The sequence below is a fragment of the Lysinibacillus sp. Y5S-8 genome (assembly GCF_036894365.1).
GTDB lineage: Bacteria > Bacillota > Bacilli > Bacillales_A > Planococcaceae > Lysinibacillus > Lysinibacillus fusiformis_D.
The window spans coordinates 2,034,163-2,055,223 of sequence record NZ_CP145889.1; the positions used below are offsets into that span (position 1 = coordinate 2,034,163).

General features: G+C 38.8%; 21 protein-coding genes. 14 read left to right on the top strand and 7 right to left on the bottom strand.

Annotated features, from left to right (window positions below; all coding sequences use genetic code 11):
• Positions 1 to 85: 85 nt before the first annotated feature.
• Positions 86 to 331 (bottom strand): YkuS family protein, encoded by a 246-nt coding sequence (locus V6670_RS09710; protein ID WP_141903170.1) that lies wholly within the window; start codon positions 329 to 331, stop codon positions 86 to 88.
• An 82-nt stretch (positions 332 to 413) separates the two neighbouring features.
• Complete coding sequence (locus V6670_RS09715; RefSeq protein WP_338653889.1) at positions 414 to 1,391, bottom strand: arginine deiminase family protein; 978 nt, start codon at positions 1,389 to 1,391, stop codon at positions 414 to 416.
• Positions 1,392 to 1,508: 117 nt separating this feature from the next.
• Between V6670_RS09715 and V6670_RS09720 the strand changes: the two genes are divergently transcribed.
• Positions 1,509 to 1,706: a transmembrane Fragile-X-F protein gene (locus V6670_RS09720; protein ID WP_141903172.1), complete on the top strand. Its 198-nt coding sequence runs from the start codon at positions 1,509 to 1,511 to the stop codon at positions 1,704 to 1,706.
• A 550-nt stretch (positions 1,707 to 2,256) separates the two neighbouring features.
• Here the strand turns inward: V6670_RS09720 and V6670_RS09725 are convergent.
• On the bottom strand, positions 2,257 to 2,832 hold the full coding sequence (locus V6670_RS09725) for a TIGR00730 family Rossman fold protein (protein ID WP_141903173.1): 576 nt from the start codon (positions 2,830 to 2,832) through the stop codon (positions 2,257 to 2,259).
• 232 nt (positions 2,833 to 3,064) lie between these two features.
• On the opposite strand from V6670_RS09725, the gene V6670_RS09730 reads away from it, so the two are divergent.
• Both V6670_RS09730 and V6670_RS09735 read left to right on the top strand, forming a co-directional pair.
• Complete coding sequence (locus V6670_RS09730; protein ID WP_036127510.1) at positions 3,065 to 3,382, top strand: MazG-like family protein; 318 nt, start codon at positions 3,065 to 3,067, stop codon at positions 3,380 to 3,382.
• A gap of 10 nt (positions 3,383 to 3,392) precedes the next feature.
• Entirely contained in the window at positions 3,393 to 3,836 is a 444-nt protein-coding gene (locus tag V6670_RS09735) for a GNAT family N-acetyltransferase (RefSeq protein ID WP_338653892.1), read from the top strand.
• A gap of 28 nt (positions 3,837 to 3,864) precedes the next feature.
• Here V6670_RS09735 and V6670_RS09740 read toward each other — a convergent pair whose 3' ends face one another.
• The gene (locus V6670_RS09740) at positions 3,865 to 4,317 is read right to left on the bottom strand and encodes an NUDIX domain-containing protein (protein ID WP_338653894.1); all 453 of its coding nucleotides are present in this window, start codon (positions 4,315 to 4,317) and stop codon (positions 3,865 to 3,867) included.
• A gap of 95 nt (positions 4,318 to 4,412) precedes the next feature.
• On the opposite strand from V6670_RS09740, the gene V6670_RS09745 reads away from it, so the two are divergent.
• Positions 4,413 to 4,910: a hypothetical protein gene (locus tag V6670_RS09745; protein WP_338653895.1), complete on the top strand. Its 498-nt coding sequence runs from the start codon at positions 4,413 to 4,415 to the stop codon at positions 4,908 to 4,910.
• Positions 4,911 to 4,990: 80 nt separating this feature from the next.
• On the opposite strand, the gene V6670_RS09750 is transcribed toward V6670_RS09745, so the two are convergent.
• The gene (locus tag V6670_RS09750) at positions 4,991 to 6,163 is read right to left on the bottom strand and encodes a multidrug effflux MFS transporter (protein WP_338654567.1); all 1,173 of its coding nucleotides are present in this window, start codon (positions 6,161 to 6,163) and stop codon (positions 4,991 to 4,993) included.
• 346 nt (positions 6,164 to 6,509) lie between these two features.
• Between V6670_RS09750 and V6670_RS09755 the strand changes: the two genes are divergently transcribed.
• Both V6670_RS09755 and V6670_RS09760 read left to right on the top strand, forming a co-directional pair.
• Positions 6,510 to 7,043, top strand: a complete 534-nt coding sequence (locus V6670_RS09755; RefSeq protein ID WP_338653897.1) for a GNAT family protein — start codon at positions 6,510 to 6,512, stop codon at positions 7,041 to 7,043.
• A gap of 158 nt (positions 7,044 to 7,201) precedes the next feature.
• Positions 7,202 to 7,408, top strand: a complete 207-nt coding sequence (locus V6670_RS09760; protein ID WP_141903179.1) for a hypothetical protein — start codon at positions 7,202 to 7,204, stop codon at positions 7,406 to 7,408.
• A 255-nt stretch (positions 7,409 to 7,663) separates the two neighbouring features.
• Here V6670_RS09760 and V6670_RS09765 read toward each other — a convergent pair whose 3' ends face one another.
• On the bottom strand, positions 7,664 to 8,059 hold the full coding sequence (locus V6670_RS09765) for a glucosamine 6-phosphate synthetase (RefSeq protein ID WP_338653899.1): 396 nt from the start codon (positions 8,057 to 8,059) through the stop codon (positions 7,664 to 7,666).
• 192 nt (positions 8,060 to 8,251) lie between these two features.
• Here V6670_RS09765 and nagZ point away from each other — a divergent pair, with 192 nt between their 5' ends.
• From nagZ to topB, 8 genes are all read left to right on the top strand, one after another.
• Entirely contained in the window at positions 8,252 to 9,937 is a 1,686-nt protein-coding gene (nagZ, locus tag V6670_RS09770) for a beta-N-acetylhexosaminidase (protein ID WP_338653901.1), read from the top strand.
• Positions 9,938 to 10,760: 823 nt separating this feature from the next.
• Positions 10,761 to 12,584 carry an IucA/IucC family protein gene (locus V6670_RS09775; protein ID WP_338653903.1) on the top strand — a complete coding sequence of 608 codons (1,824 nt, stop codon included), beginning with the start codon at positions 10,761 to 10,763 and terminating at the stop codon, positions 12,582 to 12,584.
• Complete coding sequence (locus tag V6670_RS09780; protein WP_338653905.1) at positions 12,556 to 14,307, top strand: IucA/IucC family protein; 1,752 nt, start codon at positions 12,556 to 12,558, stop codon at positions 14,305 to 14,307. The genes V6670_RS09775 and V6670_RS09780 overlap by 29 nt, the downstream gene beginning before the upstream one ends.
• Complete coding sequence (locus V6670_RS09785; protein WP_338653907.1) at positions 14,304 to 15,542, top strand: AMP-binding protein; 1,239 nt, start codon at positions 14,304 to 14,306, stop codon at positions 15,540 to 15,542. Before V6670_RS09780 ends, V6670_RS09785 begins: the two co-directional genes overlap by 4 nt.
• Positions 15,539 to 15,796, top strand: a complete 258-nt coding sequence (gene asbD, locus V6670_RS09790; RefSeq protein WP_338653909.1) for a petrobactin biosynthesis protein AsbD — start codon at positions 15,539 to 15,541, stop codon at positions 15,794 to 15,796. The genes V6670_RS09785 and asbD overlap by 4 nt, the downstream gene beginning before the upstream one ends.
• A gap of 13 nt (positions 15,797 to 15,809) precedes the next feature.
• The gene (locus V6670_RS09795) at positions 15,810 to 16,778 is read left to right on the top strand and encodes a DUF6005 family protein (protein WP_338653911.1); all 969 of its coding nucleotides are present in this window, start codon (positions 15,810 to 15,812) and stop codon (positions 16,776 to 16,778) included.
• Positions 16,775 to 17,599: a sugar phosphate isomerase/epimerase gene (locus V6670_RS09800; RefSeq protein ID WP_338653912.1), complete on the top strand. Its 825-nt coding sequence runs from the start codon at positions 16,775 to 16,777 to the stop codon at positions 17,597 to 17,599. The genes V6670_RS09795 and V6670_RS09800 overlap by 4 nt, the downstream gene beginning before the upstream one ends.
• A 236-nt stretch (positions 17,600 to 17,835) precedes the next feature.
• Positions 17,836 to 19,965 (top strand): DNA topoisomerase III, encoded by a 2,130-nt coding sequence (topB, locus tag V6670_RS09805; protein WP_338653913.1) that lies wholly within the window; start codon positions 17,836 to 17,838, stop codon positions 19,963 to 19,965.
• Positions 19,966 to 20,111: 146 nt separating this feature from the next.
• On the opposite strand, the gene V6670_RS09810 is transcribed toward topB, so the two are convergent.
• The gene (locus V6670_RS09810) at positions 20,112 to 21,059 is read right to left on the bottom strand and encodes a WYL domain-containing protein (protein WP_338653914.1); all 948 of its coding nucleotides are present in this window, start codon (positions 21,057 to 21,059) and stop codon (positions 20,112 to 20,114) included.
• Positions 21,060 to 21,061 lie beyond the last annotated feature (2 nt).

Sequence of the window (21,061 nt, forward strand, 5' to 3'; positions counted from 1 at the left end):
GGTATTATAAGTACAGAATATGTAGGAGAATGACAAAAGAAAGTGCTACCCCAGTCAATGTGACATGGTGACAGCACTTGTTGTTTTAGTGGAAATATTTTTCGACACGCTGAATGACGTCATTTGCTGACAAGCCATCCGCATCAATGACAGGGCCTGCCATGACAGGGTCACTAATGCCCATCACGTCTCTGTCCTGACCTGTAATGATACAAGCATCACATTTTTTGGCATCCTCTTCATTGCGAAGCTGGATGACCTCATAGCCTTTTGCTTTTAAAGCATCTTCGATATTAGATAATGATTGTTCCACACCAATAATTCTAGCCATTTTTTTGTCCACCTCCTACAAATAATGTGCCATTTCAGCTTGTTCATTATTCATATTATTTTTTAGGGGAGATGGATAATGTCTATGCATTTGTCCGTAATAGTGGTTGTGTGCTACATCTAAAAGAACCACCAAAGCTTCGGGAGATGTTAAAATCAATGTATTCTACTGTGACACCTCTTTGTACTAATTGCTCGCCAATCCATGTAAATTCTTTATCTGTAATGTAAACCTCTTCATTGATAGGGAGACCGTTTGTTGCAAGTCGTGAGGCATCTTCTAGGGAAACATGAATTTTATCCCAATCCTTCAGCTGTTCGGGGATTCCCTCTAAGAAAGCATCCTCGCAGACAATCATCAGACCATCCCTTACCAAACTAAGTGCACAGTCTAGATGGAGAATCGTTGGATGAAGTGGAACCTCGACCACTGTAAAATCAAAATGTCTGGCTAAATTATGCAGCCACTGCACGCCATTTTTATTGGAGGCTAGCCCTGAATTTCCTACGAAAATCGTTTTATCTAGAACTAACACATCGCCACCCTCTAAAAATGGGCCAGCCTCAGAATCCAGCCCGTCTGCAATATCAGGCTTTGGAATGGACACATAGAAACATTGGTTATCGTTTGCTTCCTGAGCTAAAAGATTACGCACTGGCAAGATTTCGTTCCGTCTATGAGGAAATCGAAGGGAGCCTTCAATTAAAAAATGACCGATAGTGAAAAAGGGATCACGAACAAAGAAATTGCTATAGCCATCCTCTTGTCCTAGCTCTTTTTCATAATCTGTTAAAAGTCGTGGCGTCTGTACTTCCACACCATATTTTTCAAGTACTTTTTTAAAATTTGCTCGTTCTAATTCCCATTGCTGCTGTCTTTCTGGAAAGACCTCTTTGAAGTTTTTACCGAGCGTATCAACGCCTGCATAAAGGGCTAGCGTTTCTTCTGTTAAAAATTCGTCATCTGTTGGATTGCCTGTAGCGGGAAAAGCAAACTCTGATTGAGCCATTACAACTCTTTTTAACGGAGCAAACTCACTTTTTACAAAAATATTCGTCATAGTACGACCTCCTGTTATATCATTTAGAGAAAATAGTGAAATTTTTTCCTACGTTGTTCCATATCGTAAGGGATATAGTTACTACATAGTCAAGAAAGGTTGTAGGGTGGTGAAAAGATGGGCATTGCAGAAGTGTTGACCATTGTCTTTGTCGTTTTAAAGCTAACAGATGTGATTGCTTGGTCGTGGTGGGTCGTTTTATTACCAGCCATACTCTCATTCAGTTTGTATGTCATTGTGGTAGTAATAAAGCTTATGATGGTCCTTATTGCGGTAATCGCTGTTAAAAGGCGGGAAAAAAAGGTGGATCAATAAAACAAGGAGAAAATCGAACAAATTCGAAGAAGACCTCCTTATTCGTTGAAGTAGCTTTGAACAAATAAAAATAAATCAGCATTGTCCTCAAGAATGTATTGCGCCCTATTCTTCTTATTTACGATAATGCCAATGATCTTTCTTTCATAGTCAAAAATTATTGTATAGCGTTCCTCTGGATTCGCTAAAGAAAAAATGATATAAGCATCTATATGAGGGAATGAACTTCTTTTTCATCACGAGGTTATCTAATATCAAGATCAGTTGCGCTGTTTCCGCTGGATCAGTATAATACGATTTTTCCCTCGTATCTGAAATTAATACAGTAGTGATTTCAGATATAGCATCATATTAGTGGTCTACGATAAAATGATAGTAAATAGTAATCCGAAAAATAACCAAATCCATCTTTTTTAAGAATAGCGGTTGCCTCCCAGTTCTTGCGCCAATATAAATTAATGATAAGCTAATTTTGGAAGTGGGGGAATAATGTTGTCAAAAACTTCAAAGTGGTAAGATCAGCCCGCCTAGGGCCAACCTTACCACTTCATTATTTGCTTAATTCATAGGTTTTCACAGCCGGAGCAACAAAGCTTTCACATTTATCTAAAAGCGTTGCAGCGTCTTCAGCGACAATTAATGCTTCACGATTTTGAGCTTTTAAAAATTGTTCATTTTGCATATGGTCAAAAAATGAGATTAATAAATCAAAATAGCCTTCCATATTGAAAATCGCACAAGGCTTTTGAAGCAGCCCTATTTGATTCCAAGTAAATACTTCGAAAAATTCCTCTAAAGTACCAGGACCACCAGGAAGGGCAATAAAGCCATCAGCTAGCTCCATCATTTTACTTTTCCGTTCATGCATCGTGTTCACAACAATCAGCTCGGTTAAGTGCTGATGAGCAATTTCACGTTCTTCTAATAATGTAGGAATGACCCCTATAGCCTTGCCACCTTCTTGTAGCACGGTATTCGCTACTGTAGCCATGATGCCAACTGAAGCACCACCATAAATAAGGGTAATTTGTCTTTTAGCTAATTCTTTTCCTAGTAGAATCGCACCTTCACGATAAGCATCAGAGGCGCCAAGACTTGATCCGCAAAATACAGCAATACTGTTCATAGTAGATTTCCTCCATAACTGATTAAATTCCTAATAATTGTTTTTGTACCAAAAGCAGTGTAAACCCCGTTGAACTGAGGGAACAGCGTCAAAACACCACGCCTTTAGCATTGACAGTATCAAGCTGCCCCAAAGCTTCCCATGAATAGCATAGATTTTAACAAGGGCTTTGGCTGAGGCACAAATAATAGTATAATTTATTTTGAAGAGGAAGGAAATGGAGGAAAAGGAATTGGAACTAAATGAATTTCAACGTTGGGTAAAGGATTATTATGAAGCACGAGGCTGGTCAGAGCTCAATATTTTTACACGTATTGGCTTCTTGGCAGAAGAAACTGGTGAGGTAGCGAGAGCCATTCGAGCGATCGAGATTGGTAGAGATCGACCAGATGAAAAAACACAATCCTATGAGGAACATAAACAAGAGCTTATTGAAGAGCTAGGGGATGTACTAGGCAATCTTATTGTCATTGCCAATCAATATGATATTCCATTAGAAGAAATATTTGCGGCTCATCAAGACAAGCTAGTAAAACGCTATCAGGACTAGGAGGAACTCGATGGAATATCAAGTTGAGGTTTTACATGAACAGCATGAAGCGTTTACGAATTTTTTAAGTGAAAAAATTCGCGCCTATAATAATGAACATTCCTCTTATCATCGTGAAAGTAGACAGCAGGGGGCAATCCAACCATTGCAATTGATAGTCACAGATTTACAGCAGCAATGGATAGGTGGTATAACGGCTGAAGTCTACTGGGGATGGGTGGAAATACATAAGTTTTGGTTTAGTGAAGAGTATCGTGGAAAAGGAATTGGCGCAAAGCTCCTAGCCAAGGCAGAGTTAGTAGCAAAGGAAATGGGTGCTACCAAAGCTCTGCTGACAACCTACGAGTTTCAAGCTCGCACATTTTATGAGGCACAAGGCTATCAAGTGGTAGGAGAAATTAAAGATTATCCACCAGGGAGTAGTTATTATACGATGGTGAAAAGTCTAGTGTAAGAGCGGTCAATGGCGGTAGAAGCCGGCTTTAATTGACATCTCCTAAATAAATCGCTGTTTGTTGTCCTTGGATAAAGTGCTGTAGAGGGCGGATGAATGCTTTAGGATAAAATCTATAAGTGTGTAGCTCTTCTATAGGTATCCACTGTGTGCCGATTTGATGTTGATCTGGATTGGTTGGCTGACAAACTTGCCCATTGAATTGACAGTGAAAATAATATTCTACCTGGTGGACATTTGCGTCAAAGGCGGCATGCTCATGATTTTTTCCAATGTATTCTCGGATAAAAAGAAGCTCTCCAATCTGAACAGCGGAGCCGATTTCTTCGAGGCATTCTCTTTGCAGTGTTTTAGGGAATGTCTCGCCATGCTCTTGTCCACCACCTGGGCAAAGATAAAAATAGCCCTCGTCATCTTGATTTTTTATTAGCAATATATTGCCATCAACGATAATGATGGCTTTTACAGAATTTCTAATCATAGGTATCTCCTTTGGATAGTTATTTTTCGTGGTCATGACTAAAATGCTTCATGAATGTCTACCTTAGTAAAAAGGGGAGATCAAGCGTGTATTCAATGTCCAATTTTAAACTACTTGTCGAAAAACAGGCTGAAATCGATACGATTTATCAGCGTTGTGATGATTTAATTGAGAAGACTGTTACACCGCAATTAGATGAAAAGGTAGAGCAGTTTTTAAAGATGGTCGAACAACATTTAACAAAGCAGGGCTTTAAGGTTACGAATACATCCACAGGTGTAATTGCCAATTATCAAGAAGCCGTCATTAATGTAGATAAACATTCCAAGCATTTGGAAGAATGCTTTTTTATCAATTTAAATAGCTATGCTGAGGATCAAGTATCCATTGTTTTGGACATGTCACCCATGATGCTACCGAAAATATCTAATCAACTCGATGGCTACACGGATATTATCGAGCAAATGACCGATAAGCTAAAGCAAGCCAAAAGTTTAGAAAAAGCCTGTACGAATCCAACATTTCTTTATAAAACGCAAAGCAATAAGGTTTTTCATTCGGCACAGGAAGTATTGGATTATTATTTTCAATAATGTCGTCAATAGGAGAAGCCACCTTAATTATTTAAGGTGGCTCATTTTTATGCTGACGATAAGATGCCCGCTTTCATCAATTATCGTATAAATTTTCTCCCACAAAGCCACATCGTCAGGGATAGACCTAAGAAATAGAGTGGCATTGTTAATAAAGAACCGTTGTGTAGTAAACTCATACCCGTTGTGATGGCACTGACTAATAGATAATAGCCGAGACTAAAAATCGCGCCTGCTGTCCCAATAACATCCTGAAAGTCTACTAGTGCAAGACTTAGGCAATTAGGAAGTGCCATGCCAGAGCCGAGCAGTAGGACGAAAACGGTCAGCAAGATGCCGATTTCTACGAGTATTGCATGCAGTGGCATCAAACAAACGATAGTCAACAGCACAGCACCCAAAAGCATCACCAGACAGCCGAGGTGAATGATTTTTTGCGGTGGATGGTTGATGACCAGTCTTTTTGAAATCATGGCCCCTAGGATAGAAGCCAGTGCCACGATGATGCCAAGAAAACCGTATAGGCCTGGTGACATCTGAAAATGCCCAATGAAGATAAAGGGTGCTTCGGCATAGTAGCTAAATAGTACACCATTGATGCCCCCAATCAGTAGTCCATAGACAAGAACGGTTGGCGAAGCAACAATGCGTTTGACGACAGGCCAAATCGCTATTCGTTGTCTTGCGGCTGGATCTGTTGTTTCAGGAAGTCTGTAATAAGTATACATGAACAACAAGATACTCATCACCACAAGGACAAAGAACACTGCTCGAAAGCCAAGTGCTTGATCGACCCAGCCACCAATCAACGGCCCTACCGCAGGGGTAAAGGCAATGACAGCTGAAATTTGTGCGAACATAGCATGTCGCTGGCTACCTGCTACGCTTTCACGCAAAATGGTCTGTGTAATAATGGAGCCAGTGGCAGCCCCAAACGCTTGAATAAATCGACTTGCAATTAGAAAAGGAATCGTCTCTGCGTAAACACAGAGCAAGCTCCCTATACCGTAAAAAAGGAGACCGGCTAACATGGCAGGTCGACGGCCAATGAAATCAGAAATCCATCCCCAGCAAAAAACTCCTAATGCAAAGCCAATAAAATAGATGCTTAAAGTTAATTGGACAGAACTATTGGATACACCAAGTGCAGCGGCAATATCCGGTAGAGATGGTGTGTATATCGTTTCACTAATTTGTGGAAATGCCACAAGAACAATCATTAATAATAAAGATGGTACTGCCTGTTTTTTCAACATATTGCCCTCCTACAAGCAAAATCTACTTTGTTCGTTACAAGTAGATAGCGTAGCTAGGGAAACGGCGGGACCATTATAAGTATACGTTCATAGGATGTCATGTTGAAAATCACCTTTATCTATACTCAGCAGAAATGGTATAAAGAAAAATACGGCAGCTGAGCTGTAATGGATATGCATGTAGTAGGAGTGCATAGTCTGATTACTATTATAAGCTATTTTATAATACCTTTATAGTAATAATTGCTAATCTTATCAATTTTTAAGAGATAGAGCTAGTGTCAAAAAGGATTTTGAAGGTGGATTAGAGAAATGGTAATGTATGGTAGAGGAGGAGAAGGGAATGTTTCCAGTTTTAGAAACGGCAAGACTTAGGTTAAGAGAGCTAACTTTAGAGGATGTACCAGCCATTTTCCGCTGCTTTTCGAATGAGGCTGTAACACGCTATTATGGGCAGGAACCCTTTGTCGATACACAGCAGGCTGAACAGGCTATTAAGCAATTTGCTAAAAACTTTGAACAAAAAAGAGGGATTCGTTGGGGCATTGAACGCAAGGATTCGAATGAAGTCATTGGTACGATTGGCTTCCATTTATGGTCGGCTGCGCATCATCGAGCAGAAATTGGCTATGAAATTCATCCCGATTACTGGCGACAAGGTTATATAAAAGAAGCCGGGCAAAAAGTGATAGCCTATGGCTTTCAGGACATGAACTTGAATCGCATTGGAGCTGTTGTCTTTTTAGAAAATGAAGCTTCCAGTCAACTACTGATGAAGCTAGGGTTCCAACAAGAAGGCATCCTAAGAGACTATATGTATCAAAATGGGCAAGCCTATGATACATTTATTTATTCTTTATTAAAAAAGGAAGAATAATGCCACTTTTTTATTTTAAAAGAATAATATTTAGTGAAAAAAGGATGATAAATAATGATTTAGGCTGAGTTTCGATGCTGCTTTTTTCGGCTATAGTACTAATATGAACACCAATTCATTTGTTCGTGTAAAAAGTATCTGACGAGGGGCTGGGTGTTATGGAGCAATATAGCACAGCTTATTTTCAAAAGCTAGATTTACTAGCGAGCTTATACGCAGGGCATGCCGCTTTAAAGGATTCAATATCAACAGAGAAAGTCAACCAAATGGAGCGCTATCAACAAATCGAAGCGGCAATTGCCAAGCTAAATAATGAAATAAGACTGATTGAACGAACTATTTTAAAATCCTCAAGAAATAGTTAATAGCAGCTCAACCCATGCATGTACATGCATGGGTTTTTATCTGTAGAGGGGAGAAAACATTGCAACATACATCGATGAATAGAAGATCTTATTGTTGTATAGTTGAGACTTCAGCATCAAAATATTGCACCGCTTTCATAGAGCTATCCTTCTAGTTACTCGATATATCCGCTACTTTTAACGCGTTATCCGTTACTCTGTCTGTTTTATCCACCAATTCGCGTATTTTATCCGTTCCCTTCCTGCTACATTGTATTATTGAACAAGTACCAGTAAAAATTGATCGCGATCTGTTTCCTCTTGCATTTTACTATCAATAAGCATTGCACCAGATTGGACACTTGTGATGGCATTGTCTACAAGAAATTGCACATTGACCTTGGCTATTTCATTGTCAACGGGGCAATCCCCCTTGAACTCTACGACGTCCTGTCCCTTTTGTGTTTCAAAATAAACCCAATATGGATTTTCACAGGCAGCGGCAAAGGCACTCTCTAATGTTTTTGTACTATTTTCATACGTATAGTTTTGTACATATGTAATATATTCATTGTTTGTAATATCCTTTTGTGGGCCATAAAAGTACCAAAATACCCCTAAAATACCGATAGGCACAATCCACAATATATTCCTTTTACTTAATTTCCCCATGCTTTGCTTCCCCCTTTATGTGAATATTTTAACATCTTCTTTTGCATTTTTGCTAGCTTACGATAATATTTTCTATAGAAGGCTGTGATTCTGTTCATAGCGTGAGCTTTGAATTCAAGTGGCAGTTATGATAACGTTAGTTGATAGATTTGTTTCGAAGTCGCCATTTTGTTTGGTGAAGGAGGTTTTTGCATGCATAAAAGAAGACGTGGTTTGCTCCTAGTTCTCGTGCTGATATTACTGGGTTTGTTCTTTTTTCTCGGCACAAAAATGCGGCCAGCCACACAAACGACAAGAAATTCTGAGTCATCCCCAGTCCAAGAGGAAGTATCTGAACAAGAGGGTGTGTCAGAAAATGTGGAGGTCATCCTACAGGACATAGCTAGTTTAGCACTAGAAGGAAGAGTACCTTATGTGCCGTTTGCAGCAGGTGAGGCGGATCAACAAGCAGTTCATCAGCAATGGGGGGAGCCTCAGCAAGTTACGGAGTCAGTGAATGGACGATACGAAGCTTATCAGGATGTGACGATTGGCTTTCAAGGTTCACATGCTTTTGATATTCGTTCATTTAAAGAGGATATCAAGAAAATTCATTTAGCAGATATTAAAAATAAGTTAGGTGAACCCGATGAGGTTCGTTATTATCAGGATACAACGACCAATCAAATCATTCTTGTCTACCAAGTGAATGCCGACTATCAATTAAAATGGATTTTACCAAAACCGACTGACAGTGATCCTAATCCTGTCGTTCATCATATTTCGGTCTATACTGAATTAAAGCAACAAGCAGCTGATACGGTCAAGCAGCTGACATTGGACGAAAAAATTGGTCAAATGATGTTTGCAGGTGTTTCAGGGACGACGCTTCAGCAGGACACAACAAGCCTCATTCAAGATGACAAAGTGGGCGGTTTGATTCTTTATGGTAATAATCTTGAAACCCCTCAGCAAACAGTCACATTGATGAATGACTTAATGGCTGCCAATACCAATAATCAGGTGCCCCTTTTCATAGGAACCGACCAAGAAGGTGGGAAGGTGGTTAGATTACCAGGGCCTTTAAAAAACTTCCCAACGAATAAAAGCATTGGGGATATCAATCAATCCCAATTGTCATTTAAAGTGGGTCAATTGCTAGGGGAACAATTAAAGGCATTTGGCTTTAACCTTGATTTTGCCCCTGTACTAGACGTTAATAGCAATCCGAATAATCCGATTATCGGAGATCGCTCGTTTTCGAATCATCCCGATATTGTCAGCAAATTAGGCATTCAGACAATGAAAGGGCTAGAGTCCAAGCAAGTAATTCCAGTAATCAAGCATTTCCCAGGGCATGGTGATACTTCCGTGGATTCCCATTTAGAATTGCCAAAGGTGACGAAAAGTTTGGCCGATTTAAAGCAACTGGAGCTTATACCCTTTAAAGATGCCATTGATAACGGTGCCGATGTGGTCATGGTTGCTCATATTTTATTACCAAAGATTGACCCACAATACCCTTCATCGATGTCGAAGGAAATTATCACAGGTATGTTAAGGGAGCAGCTAGGCTTCGATGGGGTTGTTATGACAGACGATATGACGATGAAAGCTATCACGAATCATTTTGCTATCGGTCAAGCGGCTGTAGATTCAATCAAGGCTGGCAGTGATATTATATTAATCGCCCATGAGTACACGAATGTCGCATCAGCCATAAAAGCTGTGAAGGCAGCCGTCCATGATGGAGACATAACAGAGGAGCGCATTAATGAGAGTGTCCGTCGAATCATGCAGCTAAAACAAAAGTATCAGCTTGTCAATCAACCCGTGACAGCAGTTGATATCAACAAGCTCAATACTGACATCGAAAACGTATTCAATATGTATAAATAAAGATGGAGAGGGACATACAGCAAGTAATGTATGTTCCTTTTTCTGTGATTTAGAACGAATATTCGAATAGTGAGTGAGGGGTGTTGCCATACATGAAACTTATTTTATCAGAGAAGCCACCTGTAGCGAAAAATATTATGGATGCTGTACATATCTAATAAAAACAGGATGGCTATTTGATTTCTAGGACATTTATTCATCTTTCAGAGCTCTATGATGCCAGAGATAATGATGGGAAATTGAGGATAGGTAATTTTTACTATAAGTTCAAGATAGACCCGAGGGAAAGAGGATGTGGGTGCTAGAAAGTTGATAATTATTCAGCATCTCATCCACCTTTCTGATATGAGCGAAATTTTGATAATGATTTAACTCTATAAACAGACAAAAACCCTTTCGTTGATAAGAAAGGGTTTTTGCATATTACGTAAAAGGCTAGGAACATTCATAACATATAGACCTTTCACATATGGGAAAATTCTTTTTATCTCCTTGTAATATTTTCCCCTCTTAAAGTACCACATATTAATAACCTCTTAATATCCTCCAATAAAAGGCAAGCGCTTCTACACTTTTACCTATTTCGATGGTTTAAATTGCCATATAGGTCTTTAGACGGTTGAGTCATTTCTGTCTTTCTTATAATATGTAATTATTGTTGAAAATGATAATCATTATCAATCTTTGTCAACAATTCAATTGTTTCCATTTACTTCTTATCATCTCATCAGTCTTTTTAATTTGGAAGACTCATTTTTTTAACAGTGAATGATAATAATTATCATTTGATAGGGAGAAGGTTCTGTGAAAGGATGGTTAATGAATGCAACAGATGGCTAAACAGATTGCAGAAAATGCAACGTTTCAAGCGTTTATGAATTGTTATATACGAGAGGTGAGTAGCGGACACTGGGTCAGAAAGGAGGAATGGGTAAAAGAACAGCGACTATCTATCCTGATGACAGAGGAATATATATTAGAAATCGAGTTGCCATTACAAAACACACGTTTTGCATTTGGCATGGAATACAAATCTCTTGTTGGAAGACATAAATTTGGTGTCTCGTTGAAGTATTGTGCGAAACAAAAACAATGGCTTGTCGAAGATAAATTAACGACACTCATCACGTTTATTCAGGAACTCCATTTTATGGCTAAGAAGGATGGATGTCATGAACTTTCCTCCCATTTTGATGAACTCATTCTTCGCATAATTGAGAGCTATCAAACGATGACAAATTATATTGAAAAGCGTTTGGAAGATAAGAAACAAAATGGAGCTAACGGTACGTTTATTGAAGCTGAGCAATCACTCTTACTTGGACATTGGCTCCATCCGACACCTAAAAGCAGACAAGGGATGTCAGATTGGCAGCAAACGAGTTTTGCTCCAGAGTTACAAGGTTCTTTTCAGCTTCACTATTTTCGTGTCGACCGTAAAAATGTGAAAGAGTCCTCTGTATTAGAAAAAAGTGCAAGTGAACTCATTTCTCAGTCTTTAACAAAATCACAACCTGATTTTGTGATGTCAGAGAAGGATTGCCTCATTCCGATGCACCCGCTTCAAGCACAATGGCTTTTGCAGCAACCGCATGTAAAAAAAGCGCTTGCTGAAGGATGGATAAAATACGAAGGTGCACTTGGGGCACTTTATACAGCAACCTCCTCGATAAGAACGGTATATAGCACAAATGAAGAAATGATGTATAAGTTTTCAATTCCAGTAAAAATAACGAATTCATTGCGGGTGACTAGAACGCATGAATTAAAAGCTGGAATTGTTATGGCTCGGTTAATGAATAAGATTGATTTCTTACAGAACCATCCATCTTTCCGGATGATTGATGATCCAGCCTATATGACTGTAGAGTTCCCAAATCAGACGGAATCAGGGTTTGAGGTTATTTTTCGCTCAAATGTATTTCCTGAAGGACATGATGAAGGAATCTGCATGATCGCTACGCTTTTGCAAGAGCCCCTACCAAAAGAAAAATCAAAATTATGTCAGCTCATCATGAAAATCGCTCAATCAGAATTCCGATCATTAGAGAGCGTAAGCTTAGATTGGTTTAAAGCTTATTGGAAATGTTCTATTGAATCGTTATTAAGATTATACGATGAGAATGGAATAGCTCTCGAAGCACACCAGCAAAATAGTTTGTTAAACATTTCTTCCAGTTATCCAACGACTTATTATTATCGTGATAACCAAGGTTATTACTTATCAAAAACATATAAAGAAGTACTTCTTTCAATAGAGCCTTCTTTACATGAAACAGAAGAGCTATTTTACGAAGATGCCCTTATTCATGATAGATTTACATATTATTTATTTATGAATCAATTGTTTCCCGTTATTTCCCGATTTGGAGCCGATCAGCTAATCGATGAAAAAATTCTTTTGAAGTGGTCTATCGATCAACTGCACTTATTAGAAAAAGAATTTACAGGTTTCGGGAAGGCATTTATTCGTAACATTCTAAAGCAAGAGGAGCTTGCGTTCAAAGCAAATTTATTAACAAGATTTCATGATGTAGATGAACTAGAAGCCGAGCTTGAACAAGCGGTATATACGAAAGTGCCAAATCCGTTCGTTGTTCAGTATGAGGAGGCAGAATATGAAGCAGCTACAGCCTTTAGTTACTAAAAAAGGAGAGCTACGTGTAAGGCAGCAGCTTGTAGAAGCAATGATGTTTGAAGGATTAATCAAATATGAAGAAACACCTCTAGATAAATGGTCTTCTATTTTTATTCTTGTTGGACAGAAATGTACCTATCGTTGTGAAGGCCGAAGAATGGCCTTTGATCGCATCCGAATAAAGGGCGATAGTATTTTTCTAGTAGGAAAAGATGAGATGTTACTAGAAGCTACGCTTGAGGATCTAGTAGATGAATTACTTTCTACTCGTAAAGACAAGGTTCGTTTACTGGAAGAACTTCATTTAACGAGTAAGCTTTGTCAATGGAATGAGCGTCATCTCCAAATGCCCATGTCGAGAAGAAATTCGAGCTATGAAGAATTAGAATCAGAAATCATGGAAGGGCATCCCTATCATCCTTGTTTCAAATCTAGAACCGGTTTTACAATTGACGACCATAAAAACTATGGCCCTGAGGCAAAGCAATCATTTACCCTTCAATGGGTTGCGGTGAGAAGAAGCTACGTACGAATCACAGTTCTTGAGGAAGAGAGCTTTTGGAAAAGAGAGCTAGGACATTTGCTGTGGGAAGACCTTCTAGCAAAGCTTGCGATTTTCGGTGGAAAATTTGACGACTATACGTTCCTCCCTGTGCATCCTTGGCAATGGCATAACCTGAAAATGGAACTAGCTGGATTAATTGAGCAAAAAGATTTAATCCCTCTAAATGTGAAAGGAGATTACTATAGGGCAACCCAATCAGTACGAACATTATGGAATGTTTCACACCCTGAAAAGGCGCAATTAAAATTTGCAATGAATATGGTGAATACTTCTTCCTTGCGAAAGTTACATTCTCATGCTGTTTGTGCCGCTCCTCCTATTTCATCATGGCTTAAACAGGTGATTCAATTAGATGCCTATTTACAAAAGGAAGCATCGCTTATTGTACTGGAAGAATATGCAGGTATTATTTTTGAACCGAATGCCCAAAAGCATAGTAGCAAACTAGAAGGTCAGCTTGGTACCATATGGCGAGAAAGTGTGCGCTTGTATATGAAGGATGAAGAGGAAGCGGTTCCTTTTACAGTACTAATGATGATGGAGAGAGATGGGCGTCCATTTATTGATGATTGGCTTTCCCGATATGGAGCGGAGGAGTGGGTAAAACGCTTGATCGAAGTGAGTGTTATTCCTGTGTGGCACTTGCTGGTCGCTCATGGTATTGCGGTGGAGGCACATGCGCAAAACATGATTTTATTGCATCAAAATGGGTGGCCGACTCGGGTTGTACTGAGGGATTTCCATGACAGTATCGAATATATGGAAGAATTCATTGCAGACAGAAGCCTCGTTCCAGACTTTGCAACGATACACGAACGTTTTAAAGATGCACCTGTCGATCAGTATTATTGGATGTCTTCTATAGAGGCTTTACGAGAGTTAATTATGGATACACTATTCGTATTTCATTTAAGTGAACTATCGTATTTGCTAGAGGAGCAGTATGACTTTGCAGAAACACATTTTTGGTGTCAAGTTAAGGACAGCTTACAGAAGCACTTGGAACGCTTTCCATCGTTATGTGCAAGACATGAACAGCTTCAGCATACTAGCACACATATTTATGTTGAATCTTTGCTAACTAAGAAAGTTCAAAATCAAGAGGAAGGTAATTTTCGACATATCGTCAACAATACGTTGGCGCAAGCGGATAAAAAGGAGAAATGATGATGTTTTATGTCAATGATCAATTTTATGCAGTAGAAGATATTGAGAAGCAATTTGAAATATATGGAAGCTTACCTCATTTAAGGGAGTGTAACAATCGCAGACTAGCTATTTGTACGGATGATACTTTCCAATATATAGCTCTTTGTTTATACATTCGCGAAAAAGGGGGATCAGTTGTCCCCATCCATTCAGCAACGCCGAAAGAGGGAGCTGTGCGGCTTGCTTCTTCAGCAGGTAGTCATCTGCTGTTGTTCCAATCGATTGATACTTTCATTGAACTATCAAATCATTGCAATAACCAAGAGGGCGTATTAGTTCAAATGAGCTCAGGCACGACAGGCGCTCCGAAATGTATTGAACGAACGTGGAGTTCCGTGGAAAAAGAGATTGAAAGTTATGTGACGATGTTACCTGTCGATTCTTTGACAAATTCGGTTGTTGCTTGTCCAGTAACTCATTCCTATGGCTTCATTTGTGGTGTCTTGGCTTGCATAAGAAGGGGAGCAAAGCCAGTTATTATTACGAATAATAACCCTAAATATATTTTGAAAAAGTTAAAAGAATATCCTCAACACATACTCTATGGGGCCCCAGCGTTACTTTATACATTAAGTCGATTATTACCGATGGGTGAACAATTTGATCGTGTCATGACGTCAGGAACTTTGATGCCGCATAGCTGGCTGACAACATTAAGGGAGAAATCTCGCCAAGTACTCCAGCAGTATGGCTGCTCTGAAGCAGGCTGTGTTGCGATTCACCCTAATGTGGAAGATCCGAAAGAAATGGGCTACCCTCTTCCTCATGTGAAGGTAACAGCCGGTGACAAACAAACACCGAGCGAAATTATTATTGAATTGTCTACACAAACGATTTATACGAAAGATCTTGGCTATATAGAAGATAATGTTCTTTCTTTTCTAGCAAGAATAGATGATACGATTAATGTAGCAGGCTTGAATGTGTATCCGCAAGAAGTGGAAACCGTGTTAATGGATGACCCAAGAATAGTCGAAGCAGTTGTATATAAGAAACAAGATAACCTATCAGGAGAGCGGGTATGTGCACTATATGTGTCTACTGAACCAATCGATAATATGGAGCTTCGAGAATGGTGCCGAAAATTTCTAGCTCCACATCAAGTTCCAATAGAGTTTTTGCCTGTTCAAGAAATTGAAAAGCTGCCTAATGGAAAAATAAGTAGAAAAAAACTTGGAGGCATACCAGTATGACGCGACAACAATTGATTCAGAGCATCTATGATATTATGGACAATTCATTAGAGTTGCCGACACTGTCTTCTTTCAATGAAGATGCCCGATTAAATGAGGATTTGTATATGGATTCCATTATGGTCCTTCAACTGATTCTTCATATAGAGCTGGATCTTGGCATTGCCATCCCCGATGAGGTTCTCGTTCCTAAAGATTTCAAAACAGTAGGAACATTAGCAAGCTTTTTAGAAAAACAGCAAAAGGTAGAATAATCGGAGGCCAAAAATGATAAAAGTTCATTGTTTTGTAAGCTGTGTTTGTGAGGTTATTAAGAAAACGAAAGGTGTCGATCATAGGCCCTACTATTTTGGGGTATGGGACGCAGATTTTGATGTGCTTGATAATGGTGTGCTAAGATACCATTCTGATCAAATCGATCATGATTTCTTTCAAACATGGTATGAAATGCTCTATGGCATCAAGCTTTACAAATGGTATGACGAAAAGCAGTCTAAACAAGAAAATATAAACAAATTGCTGGGGCTAGTAGAGAATAAATCGCCACATCAGCATGTGATGGTGATGCTGGATTTATCGATGCTGCCAGAGCGAGAGAATAAATTTCATCAACGTCCATTCCCTCATTATGTGATGCTAGAATCGACCGAAAATGAAGAAGAGTGGTTTATGTATGACCCTGATTTTCGCTGGGAAGGAATTTTACCGAAGGAGCGAATTTTAGCTGCAATCCAAGAGCCAACTGTCAAAGGTGGCTATTACTTTGATTCTGAGACGATTATTGCTCCTACTACAGAGACGGTTGAAGCCTATTTTAATACATGCATCAAGCTTGATTGTAATCCGTTGACAGATGCCGTTACCGAAATTATGAAAAAGTCTATCGCAGGAAAAGAACGTCTGTCAAAACTACCGACTGCCTTAAAGCAATTGCCAGTTATCGCGATTAGAAAGTATGCATATGAGCATGCATTTGCATTTTTTTGGGAAGCACTTGGGCGAGAAGAGGAAGGCTTTGACACATGGTGTGATGAAATTGAGCGTCTAGTGACTGGCTATACAACGATTCAGTATCGAGCGATGAAGCTGGCGATGACGCAAGATTTGTTATTGGCAGAAAATATATTTGTGAAGTTAGAAGAACAAAATCAGCTTGAGTTCAAAATCAAGCAAGGATTACAAGAATGTTTTCAAGCATGGTTAACATTACAGCACAAGAAAGAGGTCATGTTATGAAACTATCAATTTGTACAATCTCGTTTCGGCACCATCTCCACTCGATGGAGCAATTAGCTCAATTTGCAAAAACACAAGGCTTTCAAGGAATCGAGCTCTGGGGTATTCATGCAAAGAACTTGGCAGATGAACTTCATTATGGAGCAGATTGGCTAAGCTCCTACGGTTTGGAAACGAGCATGCTTAGTGATTATTTGCCATTAGATGCACCCGTTTCGGAGATGATGGCTGAAACAGAAAGATTATCTGCACTTGCCAAGCGCTGGGGAACAAATAAGATTCGTACATTTGTAGGAAAGCAAGGCAGCTCAGACACGAGTAAGAAAGAAAGGGCAGAACTTATTGTCAGACTTACAATGCTCTGTGATTATCTTGAGTCACAAGGACAAAAATTGCTGGTAGAAACTCATCCAAATACATTAACAGATAATCTACCTTCAACCATGCAGTTACTCGAAGAAACGAATCACTCCAGCCTACGAGTGAACTTTGACGTTTTACATATATGGGAATCAGGAATGAACCCGATTGTCGCCATGAAGCAACTACGTCCTTATATCTCACATTTTCACTTGAAAAATATTGCCTCACGTGCTCAACTAAATGTTTTTTCACCAAACAATGTGTATGCGGCGGCAGGGTCTAGGGAAGGAATGGTTCCTTTGTTTGAAGGTGCCATTGATTACGGTGAATTCCTAGCAGAAGCAGTTTCAACGATGGAGGTAGATGCATCATTGGAATGGTTTGGATCGAATGTGATGAGCGTATTAGCAAAAGATAGTCAAGAGCTTAAGAAGGCGTTGCAGTTGGTGCAAATATAGTGTAAGGCTGTTTATACTGATGGGGTATATGGCTGCTGAGTTGGTTAAATCACAGCAGCCTGATTCCTCGATTTGAAGGGTCCTTTTAGTTCATAGATTTTAATAAGTGATATTTTTAATTGTTTAAAGTAAAATAGTAGTAAGGTATTCACCATCAACTCAACTAATCTGATTAGTTGAGTTTTATGTTTTTATAGAAAAGCTACGAAACTATTTTAAAGAAGATGTGATGATCAATGGGGAAAATCGCCATTTTGGCAGAGAAGCCATCTCAAGCAAGGGCTTATGCAGATGCATTTAAAATAAAGAAAAAAGAGAAAACATTTATTGAACTGGAACCTTGTTCAACTTTTCCTAATGGTGCAGTCATTACCTGGGCAGTGGGTCATCTTGTTGAATTAAAGGAACCAAAAGAATATCAGAAGGAATGGGAGAAATGGTCACTGGGATCATTACCGATCATTCCACAAAAATTTGAAGATAAAGTTGTCTCTAAAATGTATACACAATTTCATGCAGTCAAAAAAATCTTTAATGATCCGCAAGTAACCATGATTTATAATGGCTGCGATAGTGAACGTGAGGGTTCAAATATCTTCTACTCCCTTTTAAAAATGACGAAAGTCAACAAGCCTGTTAAACGATTATGGATCAATTCATTAGAGGTTGAGGAAATTCGAAAAGGTTTTAATCATATGCAAAGTAATGAGCGTGATTTGCTCATGTACCAAGAAGCAAAAACACGTCAAATTAGCGATTGGTTAGTAGGGATGAACTGTAGTCGTCTCTATACGCTACTTTTACAAAAAAAGGGCTTTAGGGGCAGTATCTCCATCGGACGTGTGCAATCACCAACCGTCTATTTAATTTATAAAAGACAGCAGGAAATCGAACATTTCAAGCCTGAAAAATTTTATGAAATTGAAGGGGTTTTCAAAGCACAAAATGGTGTATATAAAGGGAAGGCAAATTTAAAAACAAAAGAGCGGGCAGAGGCTGTGCAATTATTGCAACAGCATGGGATTGAACCGCAGGATACGGGTCTAATTACAAGTGTAACGAACAAAATGAAGCGGATTGCACCACCTAAACTACATGCGTTATCAACATTACAAGCTGCTGCCAATAAGCGTTGGAAATACAGTCCATCGCATGTGTTGAAACTTACGCAATCACTTTATGAGAAAAAGCTCGTTTCTTATCCACGTACCGATTCTCAGCTCATTACACATCATGAGTTTGCCTATTTAAATGACTCATTGGCCAACTATCAGCAGCTCGTGGGAAAGTCATTTCATGCAATCAACCGAGGGAATAACAAACGCTACGTCGATAGTGCCAACGTTGGGGAGCACTATGCTATTATCCCAACGAAAAAAGTGCCGACAGAAAAAGCGTTACAATCCATGAATGCGGATGAACGAAATATTTATTTTGAAATCGTCAATACGACACTCGCTATGTTTCACCAAGATTATCAATACGACGAAAAAACGATCATAACGAATGTCAAAAACGTTGCGTTTAAAACGGTAGGGAAAACAGAGCTTGTAAAAGGTTGGCAAGAATTGTTTTCAAGTGAGAAAGAGTTGCAGGAGCGTGAAGAGTCGTTACCTGTTGTTTTCCAAGAGGAGATGGTACAAAGTAAGGTTTCTATTTTAGAAGGCACGACAACGGCTCCTAAGCCTTATACAGAAGGTCAACTCATTACGATGATGAAAACATGTGGTAAATCGGTTGAGGATGAAGAGGAAATCGAGGTGCTGAAGTCGATTGAAGGTATTGGGACGGAAGCAACTCGTAGTGGCATTATCGAGACGATTAAAAAGCATGGATTTATTGAAGTACGAAAAAATATTGTGAGTATTACGCCTAAGGGGGCGCTTTTATGTCGAGCAATTGAAGGAACATTACTGTCAAGTCCATCGATGACAGCAAAATGGGAAATTTATTTACATAAAATTGGTCATGGAGAAGGGTCAGCCAAACATTTTATTGAAAGCATCGGCAAGTTTATTAATCAATTAATAGCGGAAGTGCCTAAACAGTTAGAGTCACTTACAATTGAAGCGGAGCAGTTTAAACCAGCTGTTGTGAAAGATATTGTGATGTGTCCGACATGTAAAGTAGGAAAAATAGGTTTGCGTAAAAGTTTTTACGGTTGTTCGAATTATAAAAATGGTTGTAAGCAAACGTTTCCAGGAAGGCTATTAGGAAAAAAACTAACGGAGAAGAACATTCATGATTTATGTAAGATTGGTAAAACAGCTATGATGAAAGGGTTTAAATCAAAGAATGGCAAACAATTTAATGCGTCACTCCGTTTGGTAGAAGGGAAAATTGAATTTGAGTTTAATGAAAAGTAAAAGTGGGAGAGCTTTATGATCTATGGCGCAAAAAAACTGATCAATTGAATTCATTTTATAGTTTTGCTAACGGTCTTATGCGTATCGAGCAATATAGACAGAAAACCCGAGCTAGTCAAATCATATAGTTCGGGTTTTTTTATGGGCTAATGTGAGGTTAATTTTTGATAGTGATGAAGGAGATTCTCTACTTGGTCTTGGATTATTTGTTGTAATGCTTTGGGCTTCACGGAGATAATATGCTGACCATACCTCATAAAATAATTGCCGATAAATGTTTCTTCTCCTGGGTTGTAAAAGCCCTTAATTACAGTTTTATCACCCATTTCTAGTGTCATAGAAGGGTAATGTTCTTTATAAAAAATATCCTTTGCCTGTGCTGAAATTTCTACCTCAAATGCAATACGTTTCTTTGGTTGATCCATTTCTAATGACCGATTGATTAGTGTGTCTAGAGAAAAGTGCATGCTACTATCTATTACTTTAATGGACGTTATTTTATCACATCTGAAAACTTTCACCTTCTTCGTATCCACTTCTATGCCAGTTACATACCATTGCCCAAATTTAGCAGATATTTTGAAAAATTGAACATAGTAATCTTTTTGCTCATTATTTTTTTGATATTGAAATTGACAGCTATATTCATGAAGAATACTCATTAAAATCTTATCTAAAAAAAGACTAATATGATGATGCTGGTTAGCTTCAAATTGCAGGACTTTTTTCATTTGATGCATCTGTTCTACTTGATGTTTAGACAGACAGCTTTCAAATTTTTCATTTAATTGATTAACACTTAGATGAAAAGGTGTTGATTGGTAAGATTCTAATGTTAGCATAGCGAAGTACAAAGCATACACCTCATCCAATGTAAAAATAATAGGGGACAATAGCCTGTTTTTTAAGATGCCATACCGTCCATGTCTTCCATGTTCAGCAAAAATCGGCATGCCTAACTGCTCTAAAGAATGAACATCACGTAGCGCTGTACTTTTAGAAATATTGTAGGTAGTCATTAAATCCGTTAAATTAAAAAATTCCCGACCATTTAAGTATCTGATCATATCATTAAGTCGTTCTGATTTTTTCATGG

Coding starts and splice junctions, on each gene's coding strand:
- V6670_RS09710 (WP_141903170.1), bottom strand. CDS start 331: ATGGCTAGAATTATTGGTGTGGAACAATCATTATCTAATATCGAAGAT.
- V6670_RS09715 (WP_338653889.1), bottom strand. CDS start 1,391: ATGACGAATATTTTTGTAAAAAGTGAGTTTGCTCCGTTAAAAAGAGTT.
- V6670_RS09720 (WP_141903172.1), top strand. CDS start 1,509: ATGGGCATTGCAGAAGTGTTGACCATTGTCTTTGTCGTTTTAAAGCTA.
- V6670_RS09725 (WP_141903173.1), bottom strand. CDS start 2,832: ATGAACAGTATTGCTGTATTTTGCGGATCAAGTCTTGGCGCCTCTGAT.
- V6670_RS09735 (WP_338653892.1), top strand. CDS start 3,393: ATGGAATATCAAGTTGAGGTTTTACATGAACAGCATGAAGCGTTTACG.
- V6670_RS09740 (WP_338653894.1), bottom strand. CDS start 4,317: ATGATTAGAAATTCTGTAAAAGCCATCATTATCGTTGATGGCAATATA.
- V6670_RS09745 (WP_338653895.1), top strand. CDS start 4,413: ATGTCCAATTTTAAACTACTTGTCGAAAAACAGGCTGAAATCGATACG.
- V6670_RS09755 (WP_338653897.1), top strand. CDS start 6,510: ATGTTTCCAGTTTTAGAAACGGCAAGACTTAGGTTAAGAGAGCTAACT.
- V6670_RS09760 (WP_141903179.1), top strand. CDS start 7,202: ATGGAGCAATATAGCACAGCTTATTTTCAAAAGCTAGATTTACTAGCG.
- V6670_RS09765 (WP_338653899.1), bottom strand. CDS start 8,059: ATGGGGAAATTAAGTAAAAGGAATATATTGTGGATTGTGCCTATCGGT.
- nagZ (WP_338653901.1), top strand. CDS start 8,252: ATGCATAAAAGAAGACGTGGTTTGCTCCTAGTTCTCGTGCTGATATTA.
- V6670_RS09775 (WP_338653903.1), top strand. CDS start 10,761: ATGCAACAGATGGCTAAACAGATTGCAGAAAATGCAACGTTTCAAGCG.
- V6670_RS09780 (WP_338653905.1), top strand. CDS start 12,556: ATGAAGCAGCTACAGCCTTTAGTTACTAAAAAAGGAGAGCTACGTGTA.
- V6670_RS09785 (WP_338653907.1), top strand. CDS start 14,304: ATGATGATGTTTTATGTCAATGATCAATTTTATGCAGTAGAAGATATT.
- asbD (WP_338653909.1), top strand. CDS start 15,539: ATGACGCGACAACAATTGATTCAGAGCATCTATGATATTATGGACAAT.
- V6670_RS09795 (WP_338653911.1), top strand. CDS start 15,810: ATGATAAAAGTTCATTGTTTTGTAAGCTGTGTTTGTGAGGTTATTAAG.
- V6670_RS09800 (WP_338653912.1), top strand. CDS start 16,775: ATGAAACTATCAATTTGTACAATCTCGTTTCGGCACCATCTCCACTCG.
- topB (WP_338653913.1), top strand. CDS start 17,836: ATGGGGAAAATCGCCATTTTGGCAGAGAAGCCATCTCAAGCAAGGGCT.
- V6670_RS09810 (WP_338653914.1), bottom strand. CDS start 21,059: ATGAAAAAATCAGAACGACTTAATGATATGATCAGATACTTAAATGGT.